Below are 13,583 nucleotides of genomic sequence, written 5' to 3' on the forward strand. Positions count from 1 at the left end.
CTTCTGAAGCATATACCGGAAGAGCCGTTGCCATGTTTGAATTATAATATTTCGTCCAGCCGAAATACCATCACAGGAAATTACCCAATTCCACGAAAAAGGTCACTTCTTCTTTCGTGGGCGGTGAGTTGACCAGTAATGGAAATCGCACTGCGATTCGACATCCGATTCTATATCGTCGGGCAGAGCTGCAAAAAAGTCATGTCCGGTAAGGGCTTCGACCGAATCAATCGTAACAGCACAAGCCTGCATGCCGCCTTCAACTTTCCCGTTAGGCATTATAAATCCGATGCCACGCGCAGGAGTGGTGTAGGGAGATATAATGACTTTGAAAAACTTACGCGGGACATACACTCGCGAGTCACCGATATATTCAATAGGCTTACCATCAATGACCGGGCCACAGACAATATAGATTGCGCTGTCTGCTTCAGCCCATTGACGGCATTTTTCCTCAAGATTTTTCCAGCTGCCGGCATTGAGCGTCTTGACCTGAGGACAGATATTGGTCATATAGAATGTCTGCGACATTGCCTCCTTATCCCAGCGCATGTCACCGGCAGGTGCCATGTGGCCACGGTCATAGCCTGAATAGCTATAATCCCATGTCTCGGCGCTACCCTCCATCTCCGGGTCGGCTGAAAATTTATTTGAGCGCGCTACATTGCCGTCAGTCTCATCTGCAGTGAGTTCCCATGATACCCAGTTCGGGATATGATACTGAGGATTGAACGAAAGATCCATACCTTTATAGCTTTTGACCACCTCCTTTAGTGAAGGATTCGTCTTAACTGCCATAAGGTTGCCATACTCTCCATGAGCCACATTGACGACATCTGTCTGCTGCTCCTTCCCGTCAAGTTTCTCACCGAGATAGGCACACGCGGCTACAAGAGCCAGCACTAATAACGTACGATACAACTTATTTGGAGTCGATGTCTTTTTCTTTTTTCTTTTTCTCTTTGTTGCCATTTTTTAATCACATTCTTATAACACGCCAAGGCCACGACTAACATTCTGCCTGGCAGCCATTAAAAGTCCAGCCGATTAATAACCGCACCAATCTCGGCAGCATCGGCCACAGAAATGCCGGTTCCGATAGGAAGGCTGACAATTTCATCAGCGAGACGCTCCGTGACAGTAAGCGGCCCATGTGCAAGTGTCGCATAGCACGGTTGAAGATGCGGGGGCACTGCATAGTGCACATCCGTCCCTATACCTTCTTTCTCCATTTCTCTCATAAAACTTCCCCGGCGGTCAGCAGGGACTCTGATAACATACTGATGCCACACACAGTCGTTGACCTCGTTTGTCATCATCGGCAGAATCACGTCCTGACGATCGATTGTCCGACGATAGGCCAATGCTCGTGCAAAACGGTCGGCATTCTCTGCATTAATGTGTGGGAGTTTCACCCGGAGCATTGCTGCCTGAATCGGGTCAAGACGGCAATTGAATCCACAGTAGATGTTGTGATACCTGCGGTCAGAACCATAGTTGGCAAGCGAGCGAACAGTGCGTGCAAGCTCTTCGTCGTGTGTCAATACAGCACCTGCATCACCGAGAGCGCCTACATTTTTTGTAGGATAAAAACTTATACCGGCCGCATCACCGAGCGCGCCTGCATAACGGGATTCATGAAATCCGGCTGAAAGAGTCCGCGCACCGAGAGCCTGGGCGCAATCTTCAATCACTTTCAGACTGTGACGACGTGCTACTCTGACAAGGGTATCGTCCCAAGACACACGTCCGTAGAGATGTACGGTCATTATCGCGCGCGTGCGGTCAGTGACGGCCTGTTCAAGAAGGTCTGTGTCAATATTCATCGTGCGCTCGTCAATATCAACAGGCACAGGGGTCAGTCCGGCATCGCTTATTGCAAGCACAGATGCAATATATGTATTGGCGGGATAGATAACCTCGTCACCGTCATGAAAAACTCCCATTTCCTTATATGCCCTTAATATAAGCCTGAGCGCATCAAGGCCATTGCTTACACCGATAGCGAAAGGCGCGCCGGTATATGACGACAAATCTCTTTCAAAAGCTTCGACTTCCGGGCCTCCTATGTAACGCCCGCTGCGAATCACACGCTCTGCCGCTGCGACAAGCTCATCGGCATAAGGTTCGTTCACCCTGCCTAAATCAAGAAACGGATACTTTAGATTCATATTCGTCTGTCACTTTCGACTGCAAGGCGTTTGAATTCCTCATAGTCACGGATATATTCATCAGGATCATAAAGGATAGAGGTCATCACAAGGCAAACGCTGCCAGATGCAAAATTGTCGAGTGTACGCCAATAGCCCGGTGGAATATACAGTCCTTCAAACGGACGGTTAAGCGTATATGTCATCCATGTAAACCCGTCATAAAGATTCACGTTGAAACACCCGTTCACAGCCACAAGCAACGATTTGGCTTCCTTATGCGAATGACCTCCACGTGCTTCTCCGGCAGGGACATCATAGGTCCAGTAGCATCTGGCAATTTCAAAAGGTATCTGGTCATTGTCCTGCACAAATGTAAGACTTCCACGAGGGTCATATATCCGTGGAAGCTGTATCAGACAAGGCTTGTCAATATCCATAGATCAAAATGTATTATATATTATGGTATGATTATGCTACAAAGGTAGTGAATTATGGCTTGTGACGAATCATGAATTCAAGAAAATCGCATCTTATGTTGTAAAACACATGTTTCAGACGCACAAAAACGAAAATTAATTACTATTTTGCGGTCGATTTCAAAAAACTCTCACAAAGGGGAAACGGAAATCCAATAAAAAATCTCTCCTAAAACATTAAACCATTCTTCTTACCTAAAAACTAAACCGAAACTAATATGAAGGTCTACCAAACTAACGAGATTAAAAACATCGCCTTGCTCGGTAGCAAAGGCTCTGGTAAAACCACACTTGCTGAAGCTATGCTTTACGAGTGTGGAGTTATAAAACGTCGCGGTACGATCGAAGCGAAAAACACCGTGAGCGATTCATTCCCCGTCGAGAAAGAATACGGCTACAGTGTATTCTCGACGGTTTTCTATGCTGAATTCCTCAACAAAAAACTAAATGTAATTGACTGTCCGGGAGCTGACGACTTCGTAGGCAATGCTATTACCGCACTGAATGTGACCGACACAGGTGTGATATTAATCAATTCACAATACGGTGTGGAAGTCGGCACTCAGAACATATTCCGCACCACCCAGTCGCTCAAGAAACCTGTGATTTTCGCTCTCAACCAGCTTGACGGTGAAAAAGCAGACTATGAAAACGTCATGGAACAGATGCGCGAGCATTTCGGAAATAAGATCGTGGCGATTCAATATCCTATCCAGTGCGGACCCGGATTCAACGCTATGATCGACGTTCTCCTCATGAAGAAATATTCATGGGGGCCTGACGGCGGAACTCCGACCATTGAAGACATCCCTGCTGATGAAAAGGAAAAAGCGCTTGAACTTCATCAGGCTCTCGTCGAGGCAGCAGCCGAAAACGACGAAACTCTTATGGAAAAATTCTTTGACCAAGGCCACCTGAGTGAAGACGAAATGCGTGAAGGTATACGCAAAGGTCTGGTAGACCGCTCGATATATCCTGTCTTCTGTGTGAGTGCAGCCAAAGACATGGGCGTACGCCGCATGATGGAATTCCTCGGTAACGTCGTTCCCTTCGTTGAAGAAATGTCTGCTCCTGAAACTACAGATGGTGTAACAGTAAAGCCTGACAGCAACGGTCCTCTGTCGCTATATTTCTTCAAGATTACGGTCGAACCGCATATCGGTGAAGTCAGCTACTTCAAAGTAATGTCTGGAACTCTCACTCCCGGTGTGGATCTTGAGAATGTGACACGCGGCTCGCGCGAACGCATCGCCCAGCTCTATTGCGTCTGCGGAAACATCAAGACTCAAGTCGACAAACTTTGTGCCGGAGATATCGGTGCGACAGTGAAGCTTAAAGATGTCCGCACAGGCAACACTCTTGACGCGAAAGACTGCGACTACCGTTTTGACTTCATCCGTTTCCCCGAACCTAAATATCGCCGTGCAATCCGTCCCGTAACCGAAAGTGATGCTGAAAAACTCATGGGCATACTCACCCGCATGCACGAGGAAGATCCGACTTGGGTAATCGAACAATCGAAAGAACTGAAGCAGACCATACTTTCAGGCCAGGGAGAATTCCATCTCCGCACCCTGAAGTGGCGTGTCGAAAACAACGACAAGCTTCCCATCATATTTGAAGAACCGCGAATCCCTTACCGCGAGACAATCACCAAGGCCGCACGTGCCGACTACCGTCACAAGAAGCAGTCAGGCGGCGCAGGTCAGTTTGGTGAGGTACATCTCATAATCGAACCCTATACCGAAGGAATGCCTGCCCCGACACTTATAAGTTCGGCAATCAGGAATACAAGATGAGCGTGCGCGACACTCAAGAGATACCTTTGGCATGGGGTGGAAAACTCGTCGTACACAACTGTATCGTCGGTGGAGCGATTGACGCCCGCTTCATACCTGCGATAGTCAAAGGTCTCATGGACCGAATGGAACAAGGCCCGCTCACCGGCAGTTACGCACGTGATGTGAGAGTATGTATCTATGACGGTAAGATGCACCCGGTCGACTCAAACGAAATCTCATTCCGTCTCGCAGGTCGCAATGCTTTCAGCGAGGCATTCCGCAATGCGAATCCGAAAGTGCTTGAACCGGTCTATGACGTGGACGTCATGGTTCCCGGCGATGTGATGGGCGATGTGATGAGCGACCTTCAGGGACGCCGTGCCATAATCATGGGTATGTCAAGCGACAATGGTTTTGAGAAAATCTCAGCCCGTGTTCCATTAAAGGAAATGTCGTCATATTCGACAGCACTTTCATCAATTACCGGCGGACGGTCAGCGTTCACAATGAAATTCGCATCATACGAACTCGTTCCGTCCGACGTGCAGGAAAAACTGCTTAAAGAATATGCTGAAAAAGCACAAGCTGACGAATAATCTTAATAAACAATAATACCCTACTCTCAATTCTAACCAAACACATTGATGGGTGTCACCGAAGCGAATTCGGTGACACTCATTGTATTCAAGAGCAGTCATTCGCCCTTAATAAAGCTGCATTTACCCATACGACTAAACTTTCGGAACTTCAAACGTCTTATTCATATACTGACATCACAATCAAATCGAACTATGAATATAAAGAATCTTTTCAGCTATGCGGTAATCTCCATATCCGCACTTACGGTCAGCGCACCATTGACTGGATGCACGCAAAAATCCGAAAAACAGACTTCGGCAGCTGATATACAATCTTCAAAGGAACGTAAAGGAGGGAAACCCGGTGGCGGACCGGTAATTGACAAAAGCGGAGATGCCACGCTTCAGGCTATGATAAAATCGGAAGTACCGCAATTCAAACAGTTTGAATACACTGATGCCACAACCGGGAAGACAATGCAGTATACACTGTTTACGCCAAAGAATATCGATGAGTCAAAAAAATATCCGCTCGTACTCTTTTCCACGGCTCGACAAAATCAAACAGCGAGGCATACAAGTTTTCATCGGTTTTAAGAATGGCAAACATTCCTTCCGCCATCTTCATTTTCAATATATCCTCATCCGGCGAGACACCGGCATCAAAGTAAGGAACAAGCGATTCAAATAGACTTCGCACATCCAGACGGTTTGTAGGAAATTTCACAAGGCTTCTCTTCTCCCGCCGTGCATCTGCCGGTATGTCCTTGCGGTTCAGAGTGTGGAAAAACTCTTTCAGATAATCTCGGGAGAACTTCATCACGACTGAACGGTACGGTCTGCCATCTTTGACACGCTTCTGAAGCCACATCCTGTTATCGCGCCTCATAAAAGCGCAATCGCCGGGATCGAAGTATAGTCTTACGTCCGCTGTCGGTAATTTCCAGTTCGCCTGAATGAATATATATGAGAGTATGCTCGCGGTTGCAGTGGGCACAGCCACGGTCATCCGTAAAATAACTCGCTATAAAGGTGCTTGAGCAATCAAATACATCCAGTTTTTCCATATCAGCATGAATTTAGACCGCAAAGATAGCTCTAAAAATCTTTATGCAGTTTGTTGAGAGGCTCATTTTTAATTTTACTTTACTACTGATGCCACGTTACATAATAAAAAAGTTTCCACGTTCAATCCACGCGGAAACTTTTTTATTTGTGTTCCAACCATTGATATTATTCAATGGAGAGAGCAACCTTATAAATCTATTCAGGGCCTTGACAAGACAGCTTCCGCATAGCGGCGGCCTAATTCGCGATAACCCTCAGCCGTGAAATGAAGTCCGTCGGGAGCTCCTTTACAACCTTTTGACGACACAATACGACTGTTCGGTATCACATCAGGCAATGTATTAACAATAGCATTCATCGAGGAGCATATTCCACCTTCTTCTTCCGAAAGCATTTCACCTGCGACCAATATCATCTTATCCTTCTCAAGTCCGAGATCCGAGATAAGACGCTCATAGATCTTTCTTACCTTCAAAGGCCATTCTCTGTCATTGGTATTCGATTCTCCCTGATGGATAAGAACTCCTTTTATGATACCTGCCCTTTGTGCCTCACGGGCCATCGTCAAGAGCCGTTTGTAAGGGTTATCATCATACGCTTTCACTGTATTTTTCAACCAATCAGGCTGTGACATTATATGTGAGGCACACGAATCCGTGTCAAACAGTTCAATCCGGCAGCCACCGACAGCGACATTGACAACCCCTACCCTTACTTTCTCCGGGAGAGCTTTTACCATCTCACGCCCGAAATAATCAATCGGGGTAAGACCTGTGGTACTTCTGACGAGCGGAGGCAAAGCCTGACACCACCGGCCTTTCGTCCTCGATTTTTCAGGCATATCGACAGCCGGCATCATCAAAAATCTTGAATCGCCCCCTATTGTATCCTGAGCCTCATACGCGGCTGCTCCCTCCATGTTCGACTGACCGAAACAGAGATATACATGGAAATCAGGATCAGGACGATTTGTAATGACAAACGCTCCGTTGCGAGGAATCACCACTTTTACCTTTCCCTTATTATCAGGACGTAAATCCTGTTTCTTCCCGGACAGATTATCATCATCACTGTAAAGTGTCAATGGCACACGATTCATACTTTCAGGAATCTCTACAGTCAGTTTAATCTTCTCTTCACCTGCATTCACACCGACAATATACCATGAAGATCCATGCCTACGGGCCAAAACAATGTATTTTCCCGGATAGCCTTCTATAAAACGAGTCTCATCCCATGTGACAGGTACATTTTTCATAAATTCAATAGCCCATTCAGGAGCATCTTCGAGGTTGTTCGGTGCGAGTGCGAAATGTTGCACCGGGCTTTGAAAAAGCACTGCTGTAGCAAGGGCGAAAACATCGGAAGTCATACGCCGTGATCCTTTCGGACTATTGTCTGCACTATAATAGCTATTGAGTGCGCTTCCGCCGAAATCCATACTACCGACCGTGTTGCGGATGAAAGGATGCAGGCAGGCATTAAACGCCTCGGCATCACAGCTGCCCTGCGAGAAATGAAGATTTTCACTTGCCAATACCGCTTCACTGGCAGCATAGTTGGGATACATGCGTTCCCACCCTCGCGGAAGCGTACATCCATGAAACACCACGAGCAGACCATAGTCATTGGCATCGGCAAGAATATCATGATAGAGCCGCATTGTCTCCTGTTTGTCACCGCCGAAGAAATCGACCTTTATTCCACGGACACCTATCTTTTGCATCCACGCCATATCCTTCCGGCGTTTCACAATATCGTTCATGATTCCGCGTGGTCCTTGAGGCGCATCATTCCAATTACCGTTTGAATTGTACCAAAGATATAAGTCAACACCTTTTGATTTACCATAGCGTGCAAGTTCTTCAATCCTGTCATAACCGATCTGCCTGTCCCAAAGCGCATCGACCAGCACAGTCTCATAGCCCATTGCCGCAGCGAAATCAATATAACGTTTCTGTTCGTCAAAATTACAGCTTTCATCCATCTTTATAATCCAGCTCCATGTCCCGCGGCTGTATTCATAATTTTTAGACGGCTCATAGAGAGGTCTCACCACATCAAACGGAATCGTGGTTTCAACTATCGGCCCAAGGTCATTCCCGACAGTGACTGTGCGCCACGGAGTCATCCCGGGCAGCGCTACCGAGGCCGATGTCGAGCCCCACCCGTTCATCTCACCATCCTGAGGATAGGCAATAGTATAGGAGCCATCCTTATCACCAACAATATGCGATCCGCAGTAGTCACCGGCTACACCGGTCTCTGAAATAAGAATCCATCCGTTATCTCCATTGCGAAACAGACATGGGAAAGTGTAACCGTTTCCCCACCCGTTTTTCCCGATGGAATCATCAGTTGTATAAGAGGTTTCATAACTTGGAGATGTCCGTGCGAATCCTCCCATCGGCGCACTTTGCGGACAAAGGAATGTCGTCGTCCCTTCAGGCATGGTAAAACCTGTGGCCTCCGACTCCACTATGCAGCAAAGTGTCTCGCCCTGCGGATGCAGACGGTAGCGGAAAGCGACATTGTTGTCACTTACTTCAAAAATCACATCGAATATCTGTTTGCCATCCTTGGAAAATGTGAATTCCTGTCTGTTAGCCCTGTAGTCCACACGGCTTTTCTTTATATTTGGCAAAGAATATGAATCGGACACATTGGTTATTTCAGTGGCAGAACTCAGATGCAGATTTTTTGAATAATCGCCAAGATTCGTCCTGAGGCCAAGTGGAGAGGCTACGATGAATGGTTTGCCATCAAACGAAATTGCATACGCCGGCTGACCATTATTATCGTTTACTTCGACAACTGTTTTTCCATCGGGACTTGCTATCGAAAATTCCGCAGCCACCGACATGGCCGGAATCATCATAAGCGAGCATACAATCAGATTATTTTTCATATATGAATATTTTTTCTTACCGTTTTACAACTATTTTCTTTCCATCCACGATATACAGACCTTCGGGCAATCCATTTAAAGCAACAGACGTAGAGACCTGTGTCTTTAGCCTCATTCCCTGAATATTATAGACATCGACAGACCGCTCCGATGGAGAAAAAGTAATTTCGTCAAGTGCAGATTCTCCATCAGGATTGTCACTCAGATAAACTTTTTTAACTCTAAAAGGTGTATTGCCGAGCGACCAGAAGCCGACGATGAATATGTGCGACGGATCAAGTAGCCGTCCGCTATCAGATTTCAGATTTGCAAGATCAAGCACCGCCTTAGTCCTATTACCGAAATCAGCGACCGCCGGGTCAGTCCAGTAATTATCCTGATCGAATACTCTAAACGAGACAGCGGCCTGATTGCCTCCTTCCATCTCAGCAATCAGATAACGATAGGACGACAAATCAATTCCCGCAGAATATTTCCAACCGGCAAAACCATACTTACCTGTTTTGATTGTACAGGTATTCTCATCAAATGTGCCTTCTTCCCAGATTGACGGATTCAGATAGCCATTGATGAAAGGGAAAAATGTGGAATTGAACTTTACCGACACTGACTCGTCATTCCCGGCCACGGTATATCCTATTTCAACATCTGTAAGACCGGGAGCATGAGCCGTGAACACACCGTCAGACCACTCAACCACATCCGGATCTTTGACCGTGACGTCAAATTCCGCATGCCGGTTCATCTGATAGCCGTTGCCGGAATCTGATATCAGAGCCATAAATATTGAATTTCCGGGCATGACAACATATTCGTCACCTACTTTCCTTACCGAGAATTCAAGACAAAAATCTTCTGAGGGATCTTTCTCTCCTGCATAATCCTTATACCAATGATACACAGGCCACAGACATGCCTCGGAATCATTGAGCACCGTATTGCGTTCACCCGGCTCGTCCTTAAATGCTGCAAGCAGCTCACATCCGGAAAAGATAAGCCAGCTAACGTTGCCGGTATTATCGGCAAGAAGTTTGAAATTAGCGCCAAAACCTTCACCAAACATTTTGCCGGTGATACTTTTACCCCATGAGGCATCATATTTCGACGGTGCCCAGTCCATCTCGGTGACCATAACTGGTGCAAAATCCGCAACCGGCTTTATCTGGGATGCCCAACCGGCAGCAAATGCGTTGAAACCACCGCCATAACTACCGCCAAGCTCATGGCTCGGTTCAATGGCATCACTGCCATACCATCCCGGATAGACGTGGACAGCATAGCCGATATTGTCACCCGTAACAGGATATCGGGCAAAACCTGCATATTGCGACTGATAACCCGTACCGGGAATCCAGAGTATATTGTCACAGCCATTTCCACGCATCAAATCTACTATTTCCTGAAAATAAGCTGTCAGATTCTTAAAACATCCGTCGGTATTCGAACCGAATTGTCCGTCATTATCCATAATCTGAACCGGCTCATTGGCAAGTTCAAACATTATGTGCGGATTATCAGTCAATCTCGATTGTGTCGAGACATATCCCCACACCCGCTTGAGATATTTATGATAAGCATCCCCTATTTCTATTTTTTCAGGACATACGCCCGGAGGCCGCATAACAACATACAGCCCTTTCGAAACGGCATATTCAGCCATAGGAATGAACACCTGCGAAAGATATGTACGGAAACGGTTGAAATCAAAAGCCGATATGTCGTTTTCGCCCGTCGTACTCACTCCGGGAGTATTCGACCAGTAGGGATCCATGTGGATACGGACAAAATTCATTTTCCATCCGGCTTCAAGAAGCTCATCAATCTTCTTTTTATTATATTCAAGACATCCGTTGACATCATAATTGTTCCACTTGGTTCCACGTTCATTAAACCAAGGGCTATAAGTCTGAGCAAAACCGTGGAGATTCACAACGTTGCCGGCATCATCTTTCAGATAACGCCCATCGACATGCAGAACGGGCATGTCCATTCCCGGCCATGCAACCGCAACCAATCCACACGTCGCCATTACGGCTGTCAATAATTTGCGTAGTCCGATCATGATATTTCTATTTGAATTGCCAGTAATCAATATTGAACAGTTTAGGCCCTTTGCGCCCTTTGAACACAAGGTAGATATCGTGTACCCCATGTATCTCCATCAGAGCCGGAGTCTCAAGAATCCTCCATTCTTCCCATCCGCCGGTGCCGGGGACATCGAGCGAAGCGACAAGCTCTCCATCCTTTTTATCAAGACGGACTTCAAGAGTCCCCCCACGCAGGGCACTTGCTACAGACGCGCAAAATGTTCGCGGGCCTCCACTGCCGAAATCGACATTCGACAGACGGATATAGTCCCCGTCGTGGACATCCGAGACATAAACGCCGGTTTTGGAATTTGGCTCTACTTTTATGCCCTCCGACCAAGCCATGGTCTCAGCTTCATTACGCTTATAAGGATTGAATGTAGCAATCGCCGGAACTCCGCTATCGGTCGGCATTATAGTAGGGAAAGTTCCGTCAGGATTATAACTGAATTCCTCGACAGCAACACTTCGCCCGAATCCGCCTCCATGTGGAAGTTTTCCTGTGTGATAGAAGAAATATGACTTTCCTTTATAATCGACTACTCCGGCATGGTTTGTAAACGAACCGGTGTCGGAAAGCGGCATAATCTCACCCATGTACTTCCACGGGCCGACAGGAGTATCACTCATTGAGTAAGCGATATGTTCCGGAACGCCTCCGGCCGCATACAGGAGATAATATTTGCCGTTACGTTTATAAAACCATGGACCTTCAGTGTAAAAATCCTTATATACACCATCCTTAACCCTTTCCTTCGGGCCGGGAGCGCCAAATCCGTCTATCGTCTGTTGGACTTTATGGACATCTCCGTCAAACGAAATCATATCCTTGTTAAGTTTCACATAATAAATCTCCGGATTTCCCCAGTAGAGATATGCCTGTCCGTCATCGTCGACAAAGACCGTAGGATCAATGTAATCCCAGCTACCATCGACAAGCGGTCGGCCTATCGCATCTTTAAACGGTCCTAAAGGCGAATCGCCAACGGCCACACCAATAGCCATAGCACCCGACAATCTGGAATGGAGAGGGACATAGAAATAAAACTTGCCGTCGCGCTCGATGCACTGAGGAGCCCACGCACGGTCATCGGCCCATTTGAAATCCTCTATGGCAAGCGGAGAACCATGATCGGTCCAATTGACCATATCCGTAGTGGAATAGACCCTCCATTCCTGCATCCAGAAGAAATCAGCACCATCTTCATCATGACCGGTATAGACATAAAGGGTATCATTATGCACCATCGGTGCGGGATCGGTCGTAAAATTAGTCTGTACGACCGGATTTATCGCATTTGCCACCAATGGTGGCAATGATGCGATAAACAGCACGGATGCAATCTTAATATTGTTAATTCTCATACGCTACATCGTCTTTCTGTTTGAAAATCAGAGGAAGGAACTCATTAAGACATCTGCGCCATGTCAGCCATTCGTGATGTGTCCCTTCTGATGAATAATATGTATGTTTTATCCCGGCTTCGGTCAATGCTTCGCTGATTTTGTCACTTCCGAAATTTTCTTCTGTCCCCATACCGAGGAAAAAGGTATGGACACGCGAGTTAAATTTTTCCGCATCGTTAAAAATTCCGTCATAAGCATTTTCAAGTCCGTCTGAGAGGAAGAAGAGAGCACCGCTGAAAGCTCCGATATGGGAAAACTTGTCAAGATTGCGAAGAGTCGTCTGAAAAGTCTCATGACCTCCCCACGATAGCCCGGCCATAGCCCTGTTGTCGCGGTCGGTAAGCGTCCGGAATGTTTTTTCGACAAAGGGAATAAGCTCATTTAGCATTATCGGAGTGAACGATGCTCCGAATTCATCGCGGGTCTCGCCGGGACGTGCGCCGAAAATATAACCGCAGTTTCCATAGTCCATCACCACAATCATGGGGACACACTTGCCCGACGCAATCTGGTTGTCCAGAATGTTTGCCATCTTTCCCTGCTGATGCCATCCGCGTTCATCCTCCCCCATCCCATGCTGAAGATACAGCACGGGATAACGTCGCGACGGTTCAGTCTCATATTCGGCAGGAGTATATACGAAGCAACGGCGGTCAGAATTTTCAATTTCAGAATAGTAGCGGCATTCGCGCACCTGCCCATGAGGTATATTCCTATCAAATGTATAATAGGCGGACACAGCCGTATCTTCAGGAATTTCTATACCTCCGGCCATACGTCCGCATCCGTAGAACGCCTCACTCGAAGGATCAATGACACTCACACCGTCGACAACGATGAAATAGTAGTGAAAACCGACTACAAGAGGTGATGTGACCACAGTCCAATGACCATCCTCACCACGTTTCATGTCATATTTATGTCCGCATATATCGACTTTGACATCATTTGCCTCCGGCGCATGAATCCTGAAATGGGCACGATTCCGACTGTCGACTCTCGGATAAGATGCCTGTGGAATATTGGTCTGAGCCACGAACGACTCTGAATCCACGCCATAGGCCGGGACTGCGGATATTCCTGATACGAAAAGCAAGAATGCTGAAATGATTGTCTTCATAACTT

At 46.8% G+C, this 13,583-nt stretch carries 7 protein-coding genes and 3 pseudogenes; 1 reads left to right on the forward strand and 9 read right to left on the reverse strand.

Going from position 1 to position 13,583, the window contains the following annotated elements; all coding sequences use genetic code 11:
• Positions 1-102: 102 nt before the first annotated feature.
• The 3 genes from E7747_RS14435 to E7747_RS14445 are packed head-to-tail and all read right to left on the reverse strand — an operon-like array spanning position 103 to position 2,590.
• Positions 103-972 carry a DNA/RNA non-specific endonuclease gene (locus tag E7747_RS14435; RefSeq protein ID WP_136416713.1) on the reverse strand — a complete coding sequence of 290 codons (870 nt, stop codon included), beginning with the start codon at positions 970-972 and terminating at the stop codon, positions 103-105.
• A gap of 59 nt (positions 973-1,031) precedes the next feature.
• Positions 1,032-2,171, reverse strand: a complete 1,140-nt coding sequence (locus E7747_RS14440) for a DegT/DnrJ/EryC1/StrS family aminotransferase (RefSeq protein ID WP_136416715.1) — start codon at positions 2,169-2,171, stop codon at positions 1,032-1,034.
• Positions 2,168-2,590, reverse strand: a complete 423-nt coding sequence (locus E7747_RS14445) for a sugar 3,4-ketoisomerase (protein ID WP_123615232.1) — start codon at positions 2,588-2,590, stop codon at positions 2,168-2,170. The genes E7747_RS14440 and E7747_RS14445 overlap by 4 nt, the downstream gene beginning before the upstream one ends.
• A 257-nt stretch (positions 2,591-2,847) precedes the next feature.
• Here E7747_RS14445 and E7747_RS14450 point away from each other — a divergent pair.
• A pseudogene (locus E7747_RS14450) lies at positions 2,848-5,006 on the forward strand (elongation factor G).
• Between the two features lie 523 nt (positions 5,007-5,529).
• Here the strand turns inward: E7747_RS14450 and E7747_RS14455 are convergent.
• From E7747_RS14455 to E7747_RS14475, 6 genes and pseudogenes are all read right to left on the reverse strand, one after another.
• A pseudogene (locus E7747_RS14455) lies at positions 5,530-6,055 on the reverse strand (AraC family transcriptional regulator); the annotation flags it as partial.
• 200 nt (positions 6,056-6,255) lie between these two features.
• A complete protein-coding gene (locus E7747_RS17105; RefSeq protein WP_228449329.1) occupies positions 6,256-7,032 on the reverse strand; it encodes a sialate O-acetylesterase in 777 nt (258 codons plus the stop codon).
• A pseudogene (locus tag E7747_RS14460) lies at positions 7,027-8,964 on the reverse strand (glycoside hydrolase family 97 protein); the annotation flags it as partial. The gene E7747_RS17105 and the pseudogene E7747_RS14460, both read right to left, overlap by 6 nt.
• A 16-nt stretch (positions 8,965-8,980) precedes the next feature.
• Positions 8,981-11,026, reverse strand: a complete 2,046-nt coding sequence (locus E7747_RS14465) for a cellulase family glycosylhydrolase (protein ID WP_228449184.1) — start codon at positions 11,024-11,026, stop codon at positions 8,981-8,983.
• A 7-nt stretch (positions 11,027-11,033) separates the two neighbouring features.
• Positions 11,034-12,416 carry a glycoside hydrolase family 43 protein gene (locus tag E7747_RS14470; protein WP_136416719.1) on the reverse strand — a complete coding sequence of 461 codons (1,383 nt, stop codon included), beginning with the start codon at positions 12,414-12,416 and terminating at the stop codon, positions 11,034-11,036.
• Positions 12,406-13,578 carry an alpha/beta hydrolase-fold protein gene (locus E7747_RS14475; RefSeq protein ID WP_123615238.1) on the reverse strand — a complete coding sequence of 391 codons (1,173 nt, stop codon included), beginning with the start codon at positions 13,576-13,578 and terminating at the stop codon, positions 12,406-12,408. The genes E7747_RS14470 and E7747_RS14475 overlap by 11 nt, the downstream gene beginning before the upstream one ends.
• Positions 13,579-13,583: the final 5 nt, after the last annotated feature.

The sequence above is a fragment of the Duncaniella dubosii genome, assembly GCF_004803915.1.
GTDB classification, from domain to species: Bacteria; Bacteroidota; Bacteroidia; order Bacteroidales; family Muribaculaceae; genus Duncaniella; species Duncaniella dubosii.

Coding starts and splice junctions, on each gene's coding strand:
- E7747_RS14435 (WP_136416713.1), bottom strand. CDS start 972: ATGGCAACAAAGAGAAAAAGAAAAAAGAAAAAGACATCGACTCCAAAT.
- E7747_RS14440 (WP_136416715.1), bottom strand. CDS start 2,171: ATGAATCTAAAGTATCCGTTTCTTGATTTAGGCAGGGTGAACGAACCT.
- E7747_RS14445 (WP_123615232.1), bottom strand. CDS start 2,590: ATGGATATTGACAAGCCTTGTCTGATACAGCTTCCACGGATATATGAC.
- E7747_RS14465 (WP_228449184.1), bottom strand. CDS start 11,026: ATGATCGGACTACGCAAATTATTGACAGCCGTAATGGCGACGTGTGGA.
- E7747_RS14470 (WP_136416719.1), bottom strand. CDS start 12,416: ATGAGAATTAACAATATTAAGATTGCATCCGTGCTGTTTATCGCATCA.
- E7747_RS14475 (WP_123615238.1), bottom strand. CDS start 13,578: ATGAAGACAATCATTTCAGCATTCTTGCTTTTCGTATCAGGAATATCC.